A 15853-nucleotide genomic window follows, 5' to 3' on the forward strand; every position below is an offset into this window, starting at 1 on the left:
CTCATGTGCACGCGCGGGCCGACGTCGGAGAGCCCAGTGCGCTGCTCGGCGTCGAGGAGAGCCGCGGTGAAGCTGTCCGAGGGCGTCGGGACCTCAGCGAAACCGAGGGACGCGTAGAACGGTGCGTTCCAGGGGATCTCGGCGAAGGTGCGCAACGTGATCTGTTTCGCCCCGCGCGCACGTGCCTCGTCGAGTGCGGCGTGCACAAGGGCCGTGCCGTGGCCGAGCCGGGCATGCTCCGGCAGCACCGACAGCTGCTCCAGGTGCGCCGCATCAGCGTGCGTGATGACGTGGACGAAACCGACGGGCGGACCGGCCTCATCGTCTGCGGCCACGAGAACGAACCCCGGATGCTGACAGCGATCCTGTCCGGACGGGGGAGAGCCCCACGCGGTACGGTCTGCGATCGCGTCGAATGCGGTGTCGGCTGCGGCCTCGATCCTCGCGATCGATGGCAGATCGGAGTCTGTTGCGATACGGACGTGCGAGGCCATGCATCGATCGTATCGAGTCGTACTGATCGCGGCCCTCGTCGAAAGCGCCGACGCGTTCCACAAGGGCTGTTGCGGGCGATCCTTGCGTTGCTAGCATCACTCGCAAAACACAGAGACGGTTCTCAGAAGGAGAACACATGGCCGAGTCAGCAGTGGTGCAAACATCGAAGTGGCGTAGTTTCTGGAACAACGGCGGATGGTGGAAGGCCCTGCTGCTAGTCGTCTTCTACTGGGTGCTCTACCAGGGCGTCGCGTGGCTCATTCACACTCTCTTCGCCGGGATGATGACGCCGGGTGGCACGTTCGCCTCCGCGCAGAACGTCCTGATCGGTCAGACGCTGTCGATCCTCGTCACCGGGCTGTTGATGCTCGCACTCGCCTGGTCGTTCGGCTGGTTGAAAGAGCTGTTCGGGCCACAGCCGATCCGCGGCAGCTGGTGGATGTGGCTGGCGGTCGTCGTCGTGCTGGGCTTCAACGCGGTGCGGTACGTGGCCGTCGACTATCAAGCGGTCGGGGTCGGGGTGACGCTGATGACACTGTTCCTCGGACTGTGCATCGGATTCACCGAGGAGCTCGTGTGCCGTGGCTTCGCGGTGCAACTGCTGCGCCGCGGCGGATACAGCGAGTGGGTCGTCGCCGCGCTATCGTCGCTGCTGTTCGGCATCCTGCACGCCGGGAACTTCATCGGCACGACGGATCTGCTTCCCGTCATCGTGCTGGTGGCGTACACGTTCACGTTCGGCGTGCTGATGTACCTCTCGATGCGCGTCAGCGGCACGCTGATCCTGGCGATCCTGCTGCACGCCTCGACCGATCCGAGCCAGTTCCTGATCACCGGCGCCATCGGCGAGCAGGGACAGGTGGGAGAGGTGAGCGCGCTGCTGCCGATCGCGAACCTCGCGAACCCCGTTGTGATCATCGTCGGACTTGTGCTGCTGATCTTCATCCGCGGGCGTGTCGGCCGCGCGCACTACGGTCTCGGCGATCGCGTGGGCTATAGGCCAAAAGGAGTGGATGGGTTCTTGATCTAGGCGCGTGTTTCCGGGGTGATTCGGGGATCATCATGGTCGGCGACGCTTAGTCGTGACCCTTCCCTCGAATTCGACGACGTGCGTGCTATGCGGTTCACAGCTGGTGAAGAACGGCCGCCACCGCTCGGGAACGCAACGCTGGCGGTGCAAGAGCTGCGGGGCATCTGCAGTACGCCGGCGCCCGGATGTGACCCGTCGTGAGCAGCTGCGTCGGTTCGTGGTCTGGCTGACGGGCAAGCAGACCCAGGCCGAGATCGACGGCACCCGCACCGGACGCTCGTTTCGTCGAGACACCGCCTGGTGCTGGGACATCCAGCCGTACCGCGAACCGACTGAGACCATCCACCATGCGGTGCTCGTCGATGGAGTCTGGATCGGGTCCTGGTGCCTGCTGATCGCGATCAGCGACAAGGGCGACCTGCTGGCCTGGCAATGGTGCGGCCGCGAGACCACCGCCGCCTGGACCGCACTGCTGGAGCAGGTCCCCGCGCCCGGGGTGATCGTCTCCGACGGCGGCTCCGGGCTTCCCTCGGCACTTGCGGGCGTGCTGGCCGGAGACGAAGCATCAGCGGTGCATCTTCCACCTGCAGATGAACACCACCCGGCACCTGACCCGCAACCCCCGCACCGCCGCAGGCAAAGCGTTGCGCGAACTCGTGATGAACCTCAGCAACATCGACGACGAAGACGCCGCGATCGCCTGGCAGCTGCAGCTTGAGCAGTGGTGGCAGACGTTCGGACACCTCACCCGCGAGCGGACCATGTTCCGCAACGGCCAGTGGGGCTTCACCCACGACCGACTCCGCAAAGCCTGGCTCCTGATCCGAAAAGTCACCCGAGACGGGGTCTTGTTCACCTGGATCACCTACGGCAACCCCCGCACCACCAGCCCACTGGAAGGCGGATACAACAGCCCCATCCGCGAGCTCCTGCGCCGCCACCGCGGAATGAGCGAGGTCCACCGCCGCCGCGCCATCGAATGGCTCCTCACCCTGCGGCAGATACCGCTCGAGCAAGCACTCACCCTCACCCTCACCCTCACACCAGCACCAGCCCCTGAGCCCAACCAGCACGACCAGGAAGACCAAGCCGAAGACATCGGCGGCCCATCCCTCTACGACACCGGCCTAGACGCCACCGAAGGCCTCTGGGAACGAACCGGATGGGCAGGACGCGGATGACACACCCGACGCCATCCACTCCTTTTGGCCTATAACCCGATCGCGTCGAGAAGTAACGGGCAACGGAAAAGGTCAGGCCCGGACTCCTTGGAGGAGTTCGGGCCTGACCTGATTGGGGTGAGTAACGGGGCTTGAACCCGCGACCCCCGCGACCACAACGCGGTGCTCTACCAGCTGAGCTATACCCACCATGTGCCCGCCTCAGCGGGCAACCCTTAGAGTCTATTACATGTTTTGAGTGAACGATGACACGGTGCGACTCGAGATGTCTTTGGCCTCGTCGGAAGAGGGTCCGGGCTCGGCTACGAAGACCGCTTCACGGTAGTAGTGCAGCTCGCGGATGGACTCCAGAATGTCGGCCAACGCACGGTGTCCGCCGTTCTTCTCAGGGGCCAGGAAGAACACCCGCGGGTACCAGCGGCGCGAGAGCTCCTTGATGCTGGAGACGTCGACGTTGCGGTAGTGCAGGTGCCCGTCGACACCGGGCATGTACTTGGACAGGAACATCCGGTCGGTGCCGATCGTGTTGCCCGCCAGCGGCGCCTTGCGCTCCATCGGAACGAAGCGCTTGATGTACGCGAGGGTCTGCGCCTCGGCCTCGGCCAGCGACACGCCGTGCGGGATCTCGTCGATCAACCCCGACGTGCGGTGCATCTCGGTCACGAAATCGCCCATATTGGCCAGCGCGGCATCGCTCGGCTTGATGACGACCTGGAACCCGGGGTCGATCACCCGCAACTCGAAGTCCGTGATGACGACGGCGATCTCGACCAGTTCATCGACGGCGAGGTCGAGTCCCGTCATCTCGCAGTCGATCCACACCAGCCGGTCGTTCTCAGACGCAGAAACCATCCCTTGATCCTAGCGGCGGGCCCGGACACGGTACCGTAGACGTACACGCCTCCTTAGCTCAGTGGATAGAGCAGCAGCCTTCTAATCTGAAGGCGGCAGGTTCGGGCCGTTCTGATCGGTCTCGCCCACGAGGTAGGCGACTGTCGTGTTGAGGGCTTCGGCAAGAGAGACGAGCTCGGCGATTGCCCAGCCTCGCTGACCCTTCAGCTTGAGGCCCAGCGAGCCGGAGCTCATACCGATCTGCGCCGCGACGTCGCCCTGCTTGCGCCGCTCGCTCCAGATGAGCATGTGAGCACGCTGCCCGATCTCGCTGTCGATAGCGAGGCTCGGAGTCTTCCGGGTCTTCTTCGCTGTTTCCATGTTCCCAGTATCGGACAAATCGGACACTTTCGCAAGTTGATGTGTCGAACTTGCGAAAGTTGCTTATTTGTCTGATACCGTCCCAGTCATGACGACGACAGATAAGGAACTTCTTCCCGAGGAAGAAACCTTGCTCACCCCCGGTGAAGCTGCGCGTCGCCTCCACGTCACAACCCGCACCCTACAGCGGATGGCGCTTCGCGGAGACGTTGAAGCGATTGTCCTTCCGAGCGGGCACCGCCGGTACAAGGCGGATGCGATCGCCGCGATTCGGGGTGTCGCATGACCGCCCTCGATGTCTTCACCTACGAGGGCACGCGCGTTCGGGTAGTGGTTGTGGACGGCGACCCGTGGTTCGTGCTGGGGGACCTGACCCGCGTGCTCGGACTGACCCAGTTCCGGACCGACCGGCTCGATGGTGACGTGATTCGGAATCACCCCATCGCCGACAGCACCGGGCGCTCCCAGATGACGAACATCGTCTCCGAAGCGGGGATGTATGAGGTCGTCATTCGTTCCGACAAGCCGGAGGCTGTCGCGTTCCGACGGTGGATCACGCACGAGGTCGTGCCGAGCATCCGCCGGACCGGTTCGTACGCCGTCCCGGAGACGCGCGAGCAGCTGCTCGCCCGTGCCGTGATCGAGGCGAACACCGCGATCAGCGAGGCACACCAGCAGATCGAAGCGCTGACCCCGCGCGCCGAGGCATGGGACGAGTTCGCCGACGCCGGCACCGACTACGCCGTCGCGGACGCCGCAGCGCTACTGAACCGCGCCGGCATCCAGACCGGCCGCGATCGCCTGTTCGCGAAGCTCGCCGAGATCCGCTGGATCTACCGCGGCGAGAAACGCCGCTGGCGCCCGTACGCCTCAGCAGTCGATGCGGGCTACCTCACCGAGCGGGCACAGCCACCGCACCGTGACGCCGACGGCGTGCTCGTCCCTTCACCACCGCAGGTGCGGATCACCGCCCGCGGCGTCGAGCGCCTCCGGGTGCGCCTCGGCGTGCTCGCACTCACCCACTGACCCCACAGACGAAAGCAGGGCGCCCGTTGCACCGGACGCCCCACCAAAGAGAAAGGCCAAGCACATGGCCCTCAACGAAAATCCTACGGCCCTGGTGGTCGAAACGCGCGACGGCCGCGCGACGCTCGCCGGGAAGCGCCGCCTCCTCGACGACGTCACCGAAGCCGCCGAGGTCGCCGACGAGTTCGACGGGCAGGTCTTCGCGATCGAACCGGTCGAGGTCACCCCGCCGTTCTCCCCGATGCCGGCACTGCGTCACGTCCGCGTCACCGATGAGCTCATCGCTGCGCTCCCGGAGATGGTCTGATGCGCCGCCCCGCTAAGACCGCACCGCTCGCCCCGTGGCGGGCCATGTTCATCGCCGCCGCGCTCGTCGTCGCCGCGATCTGCGGCATCCCCGCCGCGAACCCCGTCTTCAACGGCGCCGACCTCGGCGTCTTCATCGCCCTGGCGCTCTTCATCGCCGCATTCACCTACCCCGGAAGGGATCAGTCATGACCGTGAAACGGATCGTCGTGTTCGGGTCACTCGCCAAACGGCTCGCTGCCCACACTGATCGATCGGGAGACTGCTGGCTCTGGACCGGAGCGCGTGGCTCGACCGGGTACGGCGTCATGCGGGTGAAGGGCAAGCTCACGGGGCCGCACCGCATCGCTTACGAGGATGCCCACGGGCCGATCCCCTCGGGGTTCGTCATCGACCACAAATGCCACACCCGCTTGTGCGTAAACCCCGACCACCTGCAGGCCGTCACGCCGGATCAGAACGCGCAGAACGTGCCCGCTCGTAGCCGTTCCGGCATTCGCGGCGTCACCTTCCACGAGCCGAGTGGGATGTGGAGAGCACGAGTACGGAAAGCCGGCGTCGACATTCACCTCGGGCTCTTTACCGACATCAAGGACGCTGAGCGCGCCGTGGTCGCGAAGCGCAACGAGGTATTCACGAACAACCTTGCTGATCGGAGCGCATCATGACTGTCAAGCTGTCCGCCGCACTGCCTAAGGACTATGACGCGAACGGCATGGAGCGGCTGCATGCGCAGCTGGTCCAGCACCCGGAGCGCCGCCACCTGGTCGTGATGGTGATCGATACCGCGAAGAAGCAGATCGACTACACCGCCGGCGGAGAGGTCACTCCCGTGGCCGGTGTGCTGTTCATCGAACCGATCCAGGACCCCGAGGACCGCGACGTCGTCTCCGAGATCATGTCCCGCATCCGCGCCGAGCGCACCGGTGACGGCACCCTCGAGTTCGACTTCGGCCTCGGCGACCCCCTCGGCGACACCCTGCGGAAGATGCGAGACGAGGGGTACACGTTCCAGACGACGTCGAGCGAGCCAGAGCCAGCCGCGGACGCCGGAGGCGACACGGGCACGCGTGACGACATCGAATTGCTGGTCCAGGCGGCCGAGCTCGTCGTGACGAGCCAGTTCGCCTCGACATCAATGCTGCAGCGCAAGCTCCGAATCGGGCTGGCCAAAGCGATGCACCTGATGGACCGCCTCGAAGGTCACGGCGTCGTCGGCGAAGCCGAGGGGACGAAGGCGCGCGACGTGCTCGTCACCCAGCAGGAGCTCTTCGATGTGCTCGTGCGGATGCGCAACGCGGAGGCGGCATCGTGAGCAAGCTCGACGTCATCGAGGCTCTCGTCGCCGAGGGCATCCGGAAGAACCTCGACGCGAATCGGAAGTACCTCGCCCCGCGCGAGCGCACCACCGTCGCCGCCGACTCCGCCGCCGTCGCGATCGCCGTGCTGATCGACATGACCGGCGGGCACCACCACATCGTGCAGGCCGACGGCGAGACCTTCACCCTGCAGCACCCGCTCATCGAACGCCTCACCGGCGACCTCTTCGACTGCTCCATCCACGCGCGCATCGCCGCGGGGGAGCCGTTGGAGAAGGGCCGCTACCGCGTCTTGATGAACGACGACCCCACCGATTTCGACCTGATCCCGCTCAAGGAGTTCGCATGAGAGGCCGCGCGTACGTGATGAAGTCCACCCTCCCGGTGCCCGAAGAGGACCAGGACGCCGCACGCCGACTGGTCGCTCGCCGCGCCACCGACGACGCCGAGCGCACCGAGTTCGAGCAGATGCTGGGGCTGGCATCATGACCCCGCAGATCACTGCCCGCATCGTGGTCCCCGAGGACGCCCCGCGCACCGTGTGGATGCTCGAACGCGGCGAAGGCGTCACCGCTTCCCGCGCATGGGCGATCGCCCGCGGCGGCATCAAGACATGGCGCCGCGAGCTTGAGCAGATGATGAACGGCTCGACGTTCCGCGGGACGAAGGCCACCAAGGCCGGTTCGGCCCGTGAGGCCGCGATGCTCGATGAGGCCGCCGACCAGCTGCACACCGTCACCCCGAACGCGGCACTGTGGGCGTCCGCCGCCAACGACCTGCACCGCGCGACGCCCGACGGCATCGGCCGCAACAGCGACGGCACGATCGTCGCCGTCGAGGTGAAGTCCCACGAGCACGGGTACGAGGACAAGGGCATTCCCGCCGATCACCTCGCGCAGCTGCAGTGGCAGATGCACGTGCTCGGCGCCGTCTCCGGCCTGTACGGGTACGAGATCCGCGACGAGGACGACATGCCCCCGGCCGACGGCGCGACCTGGATCGACGTGCCCCGCGACGACGAGATGATCGCCTACCTGATCTACCGCGCCGATCTGTTCCTCGCGTGGCGCGACGCCGGCTGCCCCGACGTCGACGAGCTCCCCTCGGATGTCCAGGCCGCGCTCGATGCGTGGGCACCGCTCAAGTCGAAGCTCGACAGCGTCGCGGCCGACGAGAAGGAGGCCGCCGCGGCGCTCAAGAAGGCGATCCGGACGAGCATCCCGCACGCTGAGCGCTTCGGCGCCGTCGCGATGGGCGAGCACGGCGGGTACCAGCTCGGCGTCTCCGAGTCGACGGCGATCGACGAGGACGCATGGGAAGAGGACAACCCTGCGGTGTACGGGTCGGTACGGCGGATGCGTGAGCGCATCGCAGCGCGCGAGGACACGGCGAAGCGCATGTATCCGAAGATCACACGGCGCGAGTCGCTGCGATTCCAGGAGGTCGGGAAGTGAGCGAGCTGGTAGAGGTCAAGCAGATCGGCGAGGTCGAGCACATCGTGCACGCATCCGGTCAGTGGGATGGCACGGGCCCGGTCGAGTTCTCGAACGACGGCCAGGAGTGGACGACCGCATGGGCGCCGTCCGAAGAGCACCCGCACCCGGAGTACTCGCGCGTGAGCGTGTACCGCAAGGACGTCCGCATCCCGACTGAGGTCACGATCCGATGGGACGAGCAGTATCCCGCGGCGTCCGAGGAATGGTCCGGCATGTGGGACCGCTCGCCGACGCGACACTTCGGCCGCACGGCGCGGATGGTCGGCTTCCGGCAGACGTTCCGCGACCTGCTCAGCAACATCGTCATCGAGGACGAGGGTGACGACCGGGCAACACCGACCGCACAGCACGTCGAGAACGCGGAGGCCGCCGCGCCCGCCCCGCGGGACTGGGCTGCCGAGATCGCAGCAGCGGAGTCCGCCGAGATGCTCGATGCGATCGAGAAGGACGGCCGCGCCGTCCGAATCTTCACCGCTGACGGCCCCGGTACCGAACTGTGGCGGTCACTCCGCGCGCGCCGCCGCGAGATCGAGAAGAAGTGGGCGGACGTCGAGAGCGCTTGGGAAGAACCGGCGATCGCGGATGCAGCCGACGTCCCCGTCGTCGCGGCCGACGAGGTGACCGATTCGCCCGCGCCGAAGCCGGGCGCACCGCGCGACTACCTCCCGCCGATGAATCGGGCCGCGCGCCGCAAGGCCGCACGCAAGAAAGGCGGGAAGCGATGAACGTCGACCCGATCACCGGCGAGGTCGACGAGGTCGACGAGGATCCGGGCGTCGAGCTGGTCCCGCTCAACCTCGCGGCGCTGTCCGAAGACGAGCTGCTCGCCATGTTCCCGACGCCCATCCAGTGCGCCGGGGCGCTGATCCGCGCGCGCGCCATGGTCGCCCGCGCACCGCGTGTGCTCAACGAGTACCGGACAGCGCTCGCGACCGCCGACCGTGACCTGACGATCGCTGTCGCCAAGGGCGCCCGCGACCTGCTGTCGGAGTACCCGCGGATGCCGATGACGGAGCGCCGCGACCTCGCACGCGCCACCGACGACCGGGTGCTGAAAGCGCAAGAGGCCCGCGACGATGCATGGTTGTTGCTGCAGTTCGCGAAGGACAAGAAGGATGCGCTCTTCGAGGACGTCGGCATTCTCCGGTCGCTGAACGCCAACTTCAGAGGAGAGCACCGATGAGCGCTCTACTGACTCTGAACACGGGCAACGACGGCACGCTCGCGTACGACGACTTCCTGCGTGAGAAGGTGGCGTTCGACCGCACTTTCGGGTTCGACGTGCGTGACGAGTGGCTGTCGCCGATCATGCGCCCCGGCCACGAGCACTTCAAGCCGCACCAGGCGGACATCGTGAAGTGGGCGGTCAAGGGCGGTCGGCGTGCGATCTTCGCCCGCTACGGGCTGGGTAAGTCGGTCATGCAGTTGGAGATCCTGCGGCTGATCGTGCAGCACGGGCCCGCGCTCGGCGGCCCCCGTGACGCGTTCGGCGTCGAGACGCGCCGCGGCCTGATCGTCGCGCCTCTCGGTGTGCGCTTCGACATCATCGCCGACGGCCGCGACCTGCTCGACACGGAGGTGCGGTTCGTCCGGTCGACCGCCGACGTCGACCCGGCATGGTCGGGCCTGTACGTCACGAACTACGAGTCGGTGCGCGACGGGAAGCTCGACCTGTCGAAGTTCATCGCAGCATCGCTCGACGAGGCAGCCGTGCTGCGCTCGTTCGGTTCGGAGACGTACCAGCGGTTCCTGCCGCTGTTCGACGCGGTGCCGTACCGGTTCGTCGCGACCGCCACGCCGGCACCGAACCGGCACAAGGAGCTCATCCACTACGCCGGGTTCCTCGGGATCATGGACACCGGTCAGGCCCTGACCCGGTTCTTCAAGCGGGATTCCTCGAAGGCGGGGAACCTCAAGATCCACCCGCACAAGCGCCGCGAGTTCATGCTGTGGCTGAATACGTGGGCGTGCTTCATCCAACGGCCCTCTGATCTCGGCTACTCCGATGACGGGTACGACCTCCCACCGCTGGACGTGGTGTGGGAAGAGGTCGAGGTCGAGTTGCTGTCCGACCAGGTCGAGAAGGACGGGCAGGGCATCCTCGTCCGCGCCGGCGCGAAGTCGGCCGTGGAGTCCGCGCGCGAGAAGCGCCACACGCTCGCCGCGCGCGTGGCGAAGGCAATGCGGATCATTGCTGCGCACTGGGCTGACCCCGACGAGCGCGGGCAGGTCATCCTTTGGTGTGACCTGAACGACGAGCAGGACGCACTCGAGGCTGGCCTGCGCGACCTCGGCCTGTCGTTCTCATCGATCCGTGGTGCGCAGTCCGATGAAGAGGTCGAAGAGCAGCTGCGCGCGTGGCTGGCCGGTGAGACGTACGCGCTGATCGGGAAGCCGATGATGCTCGGCCGTGGCCTGAACCTGCAGCAGTGCTCGACGGCCGTGTTCGTCGGCGTCACGCACAAGTACGAGCAGACCGTCCAGGCGATCCACCGCATCCACCGGTTCGGCCAGACCAACGCCTGCACCGTGCACCTGCTGTACGGCGAGTCCGAGACCGACGTCCGCGACAACCTGCTGACGAAGTGGCAGGAAGATGATGCGCTCACCGACACGATGAGCGACATCCTCCGCGAGTTCGGTCTGAATGCGACGGCTGTGTCGGCCGAGCTTGCCCGCGCGATGGGCATCGACCGGGAGACATGGCAGGGGCAGGACTGGCAGATCGTCCTCAACGATTCGGTGATCGAGTGGCGCGATCACGTCGCCGCCGAGTCGATGGGCCTGATCGTCACGTCGATCCCGTTCGGCGGGAAGTACGAGTACTCGGCGAACTACGCCGACTTCGGCCACGTCGACGACAACGCCCAGTTCTGGTGGCAGATGGACTACCTGACCCCGTCGCTGTACCGGGCGCTGATGCCGGGCCGGATCCTCGCGATCCACGTCAAGGACTTCCCCCTGTACGGGTCGGTCACCGGGAAGGGCGTCTACACGTTCGACACGATGCACGCCGAAGCGATCGCGCACTACACCGGCCACGGTTTCGACTACTTCGGGATGATCACCGTCACCACCGACGTCGTCCGCGAGAACAACCAGACCTACCGGCTGTCGTACTCGGAGATGGCGAAGGACCACTCGAAGATGGGCGTCGGCTCCCCGGAGTACGTGTTGCTGTTCCACAAGCCGCAGAGCAACCGCACCCGCGGGTACGCCGACCTGCCCGTGACGAAGGACAAGGCCGACTACTCCGTGGGTCGGTGGCAGATCGACGCCGCCGCGGAGTGGCGCACCGGCGGCGACCGGCTGCTGAGCGTTGACGAGCTCGCGCAGCTGGAGGTGGGTGTGCGGGCGAAGCTGTTCACCGCGCAGTCCGAGCGCACCGTGTACGACTATGACGCGCACGTCGCGCTCGCTGACAGCCTCGCCGCGCGCAACGCGCTACCGGGCACGTTCGCGTCGCTGGTGCCCGGCTCTTGGCGCGCCGACGTGTGGACGGACGTGCTGCGCATCGACACGCTCAACAGCGAGCAGCGCAAGCGTGAGGTCGAAGCGCACATCTGCCCGTTCCCGCTCGAAATTCCCCGCCGCATCATCACGATGTTCTCCAACCCTGGAGAACTCGTCGGCGACCCGTTCAGCGGCCTCGGCTCCACCGTCCTCGAAGCAGTCCGCCAGGGCCGCCGCGGATTCGGATCCGAACTCAACCCGGTGAGCACGGCCGACTCGGTCGTCTACCTCACCCGCCACGACAACGAGGCGAACGCACCCACGCTGTTCGACCTCCTCGACATCGAAGGGAGCGCGGCGTGAACGGCGTCGGCTATCAGCATCCCGAGGTCGCATGGAACGGCCTCACCGTCACGGACCTCTTCTGCGGTGCTGGCGGATCGAGCAGCGGCCTCATCGAAGCCGGGGTGAACCCCCCGGGGAATGTCGGTGCTTCGCGAGAGGATGAGTCATGGCAGAAGAACGACGATTGCGGCGGACGCACTGCGGCACGTGCGGGGTCAAGCTCACAGACGAGACTGGTGCCCGTAAGAGCGGCCGTGAACGCGGCTGGCACACAGAGTGCAAGTCGTGCCGGGCTGTCACTCGCCGTGCGAAGCACGACGAGGCCGAAGATATCCGCCGGACGATGGTCACTCGCCAGTTCTGCGACATCTGCAAGCAGCCGGAGCGCGCGATGCGCAACGGCGTCGTCAAGTTGCTCGCTCTCGACCACGACCACGCGACCGGCGCATGGCGCGGTGTGCTCTGCCAGAGGTGCAACCAGGCGATCGGAATGTTCCGCGACAACCCGCAGCTGCTCAGGCTCGCGGCCGACTACGTCGAGAATCCGCCGGGGCTTCTCATCCTCGAGTAGATCATCGCGCACCCTCGGGGGTGCGCGATGAGGTCGGGCGAGCTGTTCGCTGGGGCTGGTGGCCTCGGCATGGCCGTCGATGAAGTGTTCGGGACGTCGCCGGCATGGTTCTGTGAGTTCGACGCCGCCCCGTCCAAGGTGCTGGCGCATCATCACCCGGATGTCCCGAACTTCGGGGACGTCACGAAGGTCGACTTCCGCACCGTCGAACACACGCAGGTTCGTAAGGGTGGCTTCCCGTGCCAGGACGTGTCCCTCGCGGGACGCCGGCGAGGCATGTCCGGCGGTACACGATCCGGCCTGTGGTCGGAGTTCGCCAGATCAATCGAGGAAGACCGCCCCGACTGGGTGGTCATCGAGAACGTGAGGGGGCTGCTCAGTGCAGACGCAAGCAACGGCGACATGGAACCCTGCCCGCTCTGTGTGGGAGACAACCCAGGGCATGTTCTGCGGGCACTTGGAGCTGTACTCGGAGACTTGGCCGACCTCGGGTTCGATGCGGAATGGACAGGCATTCGAGCGTCCGACATCGGCGCACCGCATGGACGGTTCCGGATCTTCATCCTCGCCTGGCCGAGAGAGCGCACTACTCAGGACGCCGGTAGCGGACGAGGACGGCGGGGGGCCGTTGCATCCGGACGTAGCGAGGGAGCGCGGGCAGACGCTCCGGTTGACGGGGCAGATCCTCGCCATGACCGGGCACCTGAAGCCGCCGGCCTGAGATTGCTCTCGACGCCTGACACGGTGCCCGAAGCACCGAACACCGGGTCGAACTCGCACAAGGCGGGGAACATCGTCGGGCTCGGCAACCAGGTGATGTCGCTGTTGCCGACGCCGACTGTGGGTAACGCGACGGGTGGCAATGCCCAGCGTGGCGGTGCGAGAGGTGACGAGCGCCTGTTGCCCGGTCTGGCCGTAGATGCAGCAGAAGGCAGACTCCTTCCGACGCCAACAGCCTCGGAGGGCGAGAAGGGCGGGCCGAATCAGGCATACGGATCGGGTGGTGCGACGCTCTCAGGCACTGTCCCGCATCTGTTCCCTACGCCGCGCGCATCGCGTGGCGGCTCCGCAACGGAAACGATGTACGGCCTCGGCGCGGAGCGCGTGGACGACGAGCGCGCTCAAGGGCAGGTCGTCGGTGACGTCACCGATTGGGGGCCGTACGCCGCAGCGATCCGACGCTGGGAAGCCATCATCGGGCGCCCCGCACCTGCACCGGTCAGGTTCGACGGGAAGGGCGGGAAGCCCCGCCTGAACCCCGAACTCACCGAGTGGATGATGGGCTGGCCTGCCGGTCACGTCACCAACCCGGACATCGGTCTGACCCGCGCTGAGCAGTTGAAGGCGTGCGGGAATGGTGTCGTGCCTCAGCAGGCAGCTGCCGCGTTGCGGGAGATGCTTGGCCGGCCCGGGGTGCCACCGATCGAACACGAGGTGGCGGCATGAGCGCTCCGACGAAGCAAACACGTCAGGACGTGTACGTGCGCGACGGGTACCGCTGTGTGATGTGCTGTGCGACGGATCCGCTGACGTTCCAGCATCGCCGCGCGGTCGGGATGGGTGGGTCGAAGATCCTCCCGCCGCCGGTGGACGGGCTCACCTTGTGCGCGTCCTGCAACCAGCGGTGTGAGGCAGACCTGCAGGATGCGGCGCTCGCTCATGGGTGGAAGGTGCGCCGGTGGGTGCGCTCACCCGAACGGGTGCCGGTGTTCTTCCCTGCCGAGCTGGCCTGGTACCGCCTCGAGGGGACTCGCCGTGTGCGGATCTCGGCGGCCGTGGCGATGGAGATGGGGTGCGCCGTGTATGGCGACGAGTGGATGAGGTGGCGTGCGCACGCATTGTTCGGCGCCGACGGAAGGGGAACACGATGAACGAGACCGTCAAGCGCACACAGGAGGAGCTCGTCGACGAGCTGCGTGCACGGTTCGGCGACGAGCAGAAAGACTGGGCGTTCATCTGCCCGGCGTGCAGTGACGTCGCGAGTCTTCAGGATTTCCGGGACGCTCTCGCCGCGACGGGCAGTGATGACCACCCGATGCGGCACCTTGGCCAGATCTGCATCGGCCGTGTTCTCGGTGCGCTCAAACGCGATCAGCCGACGGGGCGCTACGACGGCCGTGGATGTGACTGGGCGGCTTTCGGCCTCTTCCAGGGGCCCGAGTTCGTGGTCATGCCCGACGGTCGCGAGGTGCCGAGCTTCGCGATCGCACCGATCGAGGCGGCGGTCGCATGAAGCGCTGGATCGTCGTCGAGTGGAACCAGGCATCCGGTCAGCCTCGGGTCGCCGACGGTGGCGAGATGTTCTGGACCGAGGGCGAGGCGGAGAGCGTCGCGCAGGCACAGCGTGAGTCCACGGCATCCGTCGGCCGCCGTGAGCGGTTCACCGTGCACGAGATCGACTTGGAGGACGCATGAGCATGCCGACCTATGCGATGACGTACGTCGTCTACTGGCCCGAGCAGGGCGTGTTGAAGGTGGGCCGCGCGTGGCGCTTCCACCGCGTGCAGATGATGGTCCGCTCCGGCGGCCGCATCGTCGTCCTCGCCCGCGGCACCGACTGGACGTGGGAGGCCGAGGCGCTGCGCACTCTGCGCGCATGGTTCCCGCAGGCGTTCCGCAACGACGACGAGGCGCGAGACCTGCTGTTCATGGGCCGCGGGTGGACGGAGTGCTTCCAGGTAGGTGAGCACCACCTGCAGCTCGCCGTCGACCTGTGTTTCGAGGGATTCGCGAGAGGGAACGAGCAAGGTGTCAACGAAGAACGTGCAACGGAAGATCAGCGCGACGGATCTGCAGTTCCCGGGGTACCTGCGGGCACCGATGATCGCGAAGCCGACAGCGATCGGCCTGTGGCTGCACACGGACGGGCTGGGGCGCCGCGAGGTGGTGCCGGAGCTGATCGCAGCGGCGATCTACCCGGGCGAAGCAGCGACCGACATGGTGCTCGACCACCTGCTGATGCTCGACGAGGCCGGGTTCCTGGACTTCTACCGCGCCGACGGGACGGAGTGGCTACAGCTGCGGCGACCGTTGAAGGTCGACGCCCGGCTCGCCTGGTCGAACTGCCCGACGCCGCCGGATCGCGAACCTTCGCGAACGTTCGCGGCTGTGGGGGGAGCGCGCGAGCGGGCGGGGGAGCGGGTGCGGGCCGAGCAGGCGGCGCGGGCTGGGCAGTGGGCGGCGTGGGCGGACGAGCACGAGCGCACGACCCAGCCGCCGGCACGACCCCTGCTGTTGGATGCTCCGCCTATCGGTTGCCCGGAGCACCCCCACGGCAGGTTCGCAGACTGCGGCCCCTGCGGCACCGCCCGCCGACGTCACGACCGTTGGGTCCAGGAAGCCCGCTACGGCGAGCAGGTCACCAAGCACGAGCAGCAGAGCACACGCGAGGAGGAGTGGGATGACGGGGTCTTCTGACG

The 15853-nt window shown here is 66.8% G+C and carries 21 protein-coding genes, 1 tRNA gene and 4 pseudogenes; 22 read left to right on the top strand and 4 right to left on the bottom strand.

The window, feature by feature from the left end; all coding sequences use genetic code 11:
• Window positions 1–95 precede the first annotated feature (95 nt).
• A pseudogene (locus PTQ19_RS06945) lies at window positions 96–494 on the bottom strand (GNAT family N-acetyltransferase); the annotation flags it as partial.
• 137 nt (window positions 495–631) lie between these two features.
• Between PTQ19_RS06945 and PTQ19_RS06950 the strand changes: the two are divergent.
• The 3 genes and pseudogenes from PTQ19_RS06950 to PTQ19_RS06955 all read left to right on the top strand — a co-directional run bounded on the left by PTQ19_RS06950 (window position 632) and on the right by PTQ19_RS06955 (window position 2706).
• Complete coding sequence (locus PTQ19_RS06950; RefSeq protein ID WP_274368923.1) at window positions 632–1525, top strand: CPBP family intramembrane glutamic endopeptidase; 894 nt, start codon at window positions 632–634, stop codon at window positions 1523–1525.
• Between the two features lie 82 nt (window positions 1526–1607).
• Window positions 1608–1682, top strand: a pseudogene (locus tag PTQ19_RS15365) (IS1/IS1595 family N-terminal zinc-binding domain-containing protein); the annotation flags it as partial.
• A gap of 379 nt (window positions 1683–2061) precedes the next feature.
• The gene (locus tag PTQ19_RS06955; protein ID WP_274368924.1) at window positions 2062–2706 is read left to right on the top strand and encodes a transposase; all 645 of its coding nucleotides are present in this window, start codon (window positions 2062–2064) and stop codon (window positions 2704–2706) included.
• Window positions 2707–2819: 113 nt separating this feature from the next.
• Here PTQ19_RS06955 and PTQ19_RS06960 read toward each other — a convergent pair.
• From PTQ19_RS06960 to PTQ19_RS06970, 3 genes are all read right to left on the bottom strand, one after another.
• A tRNA-His gene (locus PTQ19_RS06960) sits at window positions 2820–2895 on the bottom strand.
• Window positions 2896–2931: 36 nt separating this feature from the next.
• A complete protein-coding gene (gene orn / locus PTQ19_RS06965) occupies window positions 2932–3558 on the bottom strand; it encodes an oligoribonuclease (RefSeq protein WP_274368925.1) in 627 nt (208 codons plus the stop codon).
• 81 nt (window positions 3559–3639) lie between these two features.
• The gene (locus tag PTQ19_RS06970) at window positions 3640–3918 is read right to left on the bottom strand and encodes a helix-turn-helix domain-containing protein (RefSeq protein WP_274368926.1); all 279 of its coding nucleotides are present in this window, start codon (window positions 3916–3918) and stop codon (window positions 3640–3642) included.
• An 88-nt stretch (window positions 3919–4006) separates the two neighbouring features.
• On the opposite strand from PTQ19_RS06970, the gene PTQ19_RS06975 reads away from it, so the two are divergent.
• The 19 genes and pseudogenes from PTQ19_RS06975 to PTQ19_RS07060 all read left to right on the top strand — a co-directional run bounded on the left by PTQ19_RS06975 (window position 4007) and on the right by PTQ19_RS07060 (window position 15851).
• Complete coding sequence (locus PTQ19_RS06975; protein WP_274368927.1) at window positions 4007–4204, top strand: helix-turn-helix domain-containing protein; 198 nt, start codon at window positions 4007–4009, stop codon at window positions 4202–4204.
• On the top strand, window positions 4201–4944 hold the full coding sequence (locus tag PTQ19_RS06980) for a phage antirepressor KilAC domain-containing protein (RefSeq protein ID WP_274368928.1): 744 nt from the start codon (window positions 4201–4203) through the stop codon (window positions 4942–4944). The genes PTQ19_RS06975 and PTQ19_RS06980 overlap by 4 nt, the downstream gene beginning before the upstream one ends.
• Window positions 4945–5008: 64 nt before the next feature.
• Complete coding sequence (locus PTQ19_RS06985) at window positions 5009–5251, top strand: hypothetical protein (protein ID WP_274368929.1); 243 nt, start codon at window positions 5009–5011, stop codon at window positions 5249–5251.
• Window positions 5251–5442 (top strand): hypothetical protein, encoded by a 192-nt coding sequence (locus tag PTQ19_RS06990; RefSeq protein ID WP_274368930.1) that lies wholly within the window; start codon window positions 5251–5253, stop codon window positions 5440–5442. Before PTQ19_RS06985 ends, PTQ19_RS06990 begins: the two co-directional genes overlap by 1 nt.
• Window positions 5439–5918 (top strand): HNH endonuclease signature motif containing protein, encoded by a 480-nt coding sequence (locus PTQ19_RS06995; protein ID WP_274368931.1) that lies wholly within the window; start codon window positions 5439–5441, stop codon window positions 5916–5918. Before PTQ19_RS06990 ends, PTQ19_RS06995 begins: the two co-directional genes overlap by 4 nt.
• Window positions 5919–6307: 389 nt before the next feature.
• A pseudogene (locus PTQ19_RS07000) lies at window positions 6308–6556 on the top strand (DNA translocase FtsK); the annotation flags it as partial.
• Between the two features lie 5 nt (window positions 6557–6561).
• Entirely contained in the window at window positions 6562–6918 is a 357-nt protein-coding gene (locus PTQ19_RS07005; RefSeq protein ID WP_206549720.1) for a DUF6085 family protein, read from the top strand.
• Complete coding sequence (locus tag PTQ19_RS07010) at window positions 6915–7058, top strand: hypothetical protein (protein ID WP_206549721.1); 144 nt, start codon at window positions 6915–6917, stop codon at window positions 7056–7058. Before PTQ19_RS07005 ends, PTQ19_RS07010 begins: the two co-directional genes overlap by 4 nt.
• Complete coding sequence (locus PTQ19_RS07015) at window positions 7055–8023, top strand: YqaJ viral recombinase family protein (RefSeq protein WP_274368932.1); 969 nt, start codon at window positions 7055–7057, stop codon at window positions 8021–8023. The genes PTQ19_RS07010 and PTQ19_RS07015 overlap by 4 nt, the downstream gene beginning before the upstream one ends.
• Window positions 8020–8790: a hypothetical protein gene (locus PTQ19_RS07020; protein WP_274368933.1), complete on the top strand. Its 771-nt coding sequence runs from the start codon at window positions 8020–8022 to the stop codon at window positions 8788–8790. Before PTQ19_RS07015 ends, PTQ19_RS07020 begins: the two co-directional genes overlap by 4 nt.
• Window positions 8787–9248: a hypothetical protein gene (locus tag PTQ19_RS07025; protein WP_274368934.1), complete on the top strand. Its 462-nt coding sequence runs from the start codon at window positions 8787–8789 to the stop codon at window positions 9246–9248. The genes PTQ19_RS07020 and PTQ19_RS07025 overlap by 4 nt, the downstream gene beginning before the upstream one ends.
• Window positions 9245–11881: a DNA methyltransferase gene (locus PTQ19_RS07030; protein ID WP_274368935.1), complete on the top strand. Its 2637-nt coding sequence runs from the start codon at window positions 9245–9247 to the stop codon at window positions 11879–11881. The genes PTQ19_RS07025 and PTQ19_RS07030 overlap by 4 nt, the downstream gene beginning before the upstream one ends.
• Window positions 11882–12206: 325 nt before the next feature.
• A complete protein-coding gene (locus tag PTQ19_RS07035) occupies window positions 12207–12434 on the top strand; it encodes an endonuclease domain-containing protein (protein ID WP_274368936.1) in 228 nt (75 codons plus the stop codon).
• A gap of 27 nt (window positions 12435–12461) precedes the next feature.
• A pseudogene (locus tag PTQ19_RS15370) lies at window positions 12462–13004 on the top strand (DNA cytosine methyltransferase); the annotation flags it as partial.
• Between the two features lie 174 nt (window positions 13005–13178).
• The gene (locus tag PTQ19_RS07040) at window positions 13179–13880 is read left to right on the top strand and encodes a hypothetical protein (protein ID WP_274368937.1); all 702 of its coding nucleotides are present in this window, start codon (window positions 13179–13181) and stop codon (window positions 13878–13880) included.
• Window positions 13877–14305, top strand: coding sequence for a hypothetical protein (locus PTQ19_RS07045; protein WP_274368938.1), 429 nt, complete (start codon window positions 13877–13879; stop codon window positions 14303–14305). The genes PTQ19_RS07040 and PTQ19_RS07045 overlap by 4 nt, the downstream gene beginning before the upstream one ends.
• Window positions 14302–14667 carry a VVA0879 family protein gene (locus PTQ19_RS07050; protein WP_274368939.1) on the top strand — a complete coding sequence of 122 codons (366 nt, stop codon included), beginning with the start codon at window positions 14302–14304 and terminating at the stop codon, window positions 14665–14667. Before PTQ19_RS07045 ends, PTQ19_RS07050 begins: the two co-directional genes overlap by 4 nt.
• Entirely contained in the window at window positions 14664–14849 is a 186-nt protein-coding gene (locus PTQ19_RS07055; RefSeq protein ID WP_274368940.1) for a hypothetical protein, read from the top strand. Before PTQ19_RS07050 ends, PTQ19_RS07055 begins: the two co-directional genes overlap by 4 nt.
• Before the next feature lie 333 nt (window positions 14850–15182).
• Complete coding sequence (locus PTQ19_RS07060) at window positions 15183–15851, top strand: hypothetical protein (RefSeq protein ID WP_274368941.1); 669 nt, start codon at window positions 15183–15185, stop codon at window positions 15849–15851.
• Window positions 15852–15853: the final 2 nt, after the last annotated feature.

The organism is Microbacterium esteraromaticum, assembly GCF_028747645.1.
GTDB classification, from domain to species: Bacteria; Actinomycetota; Actinomycetes; order Actinomycetales; family Microbacteriaceae; genus Microbacterium; species Microbacterium esteraromaticum_C.

Coding starts and splice junctions, on each gene's coding strand:
- PTQ19_RS07010 (WP_206549721.1), top strand. CDS start 6,915: ATGAGAGGCCGCGCGTACGTGATGAAGTCCACCCTCCCGGTGCCCGAA.
- PTQ19_RS06950 (WP_274368923.1), top strand. CDS start 632: ATGGCCGAGTCAGCAGTGGTGCAAACATCGAAGTGGCGTAGTTTCTGG.
- orn (WP_274368925.1), bottom strand. CDS start 3,558: ATGGTTTCTGCGTCTGAGAACGACCGGCTGGTGTGGATCGACTGCGAG.
- PTQ19_RS06970 (WP_274368926.1), bottom strand. CDS start 3,918: ATGGAAACAGCGAAGAAGACCCGGAAGACTCCGAGCCTCGCTATCGAC.
- PTQ19_RS07045 (WP_274368938.1), top strand. CDS start 13,877: ATGAGCGCTCCGACGAAGCAAACACGTCAGGACGTGTACGTGCGCGAC.
- PTQ19_RS06975 (WP_274368927.1), top strand. CDS start 4,007: ATGACGACGACAGATAAGGAACTTCTTCCCGAGGAAGAAACCTTGCTC.
- PTQ19_RS06980 (WP_274368928.1), top strand. CDS start 4,201: ATGACCGCCCTCGATGTCTTCACCTACGAGGGCACGCGCGTTCGGGTA.
- PTQ19_RS07035 (WP_274368936.1), top strand. CDS start 12,207: ATGGTCACTCGCCAGTTCTGCGACATCTGCAAGCAGCCGGAGCGCGCG.
- PTQ19_RS06985 (WP_274368929.1), top strand. CDS start 5,009: ATGGCCCTCAACGAAAATCCTACGGCCCTGGTGGTCGAAACGCGCGAC.
- PTQ19_RS07015 (WP_274368932.1), top strand. CDS start 7,055: ATGACCCCGCAGATCACTGCCCGCATCGTGGTCCCCGAGGACGCCCCG.
- PTQ19_RS07050 (WP_274368939.1), top strand. CDS start 14,302: ATGAACGAGACCGTCAAGCGCACACAGGAGGAGCTCGTCGACGAGCTG.
- PTQ19_RS07030 (WP_274368935.1), top strand. CDS start 9,245: ATGAGCGCTCTACTGACTCTGAACACGGGCAACGACGGCACGCTCGCG.
- PTQ19_RS07055 (WP_274368940.1), top strand. CDS start 14,664: ATGAAGCGCTGGATCGTCGTCGAGTGGAACCAGGCATCCGGTCAGCCT.
- PTQ19_RS07025 (WP_274368934.1), top strand. CDS start 8,787: ATGAACGTCGACCCGATCACCGGCGAGGTCGACGAGGTCGACGAGGAT.
- PTQ19_RS06990 (WP_274368930.1), top strand. CDS start 5,251: ATGCGCCGCCCCGCTAAGACCGCACCGCTCGCCCCGTGGCGGGCCATG.
- PTQ19_RS06995 (WP_274368931.1), top strand. CDS start 5,439: ATGACCGTGAAACGGATCGTCGTGTTCGGGTCACTCGCCAAACGGCTC.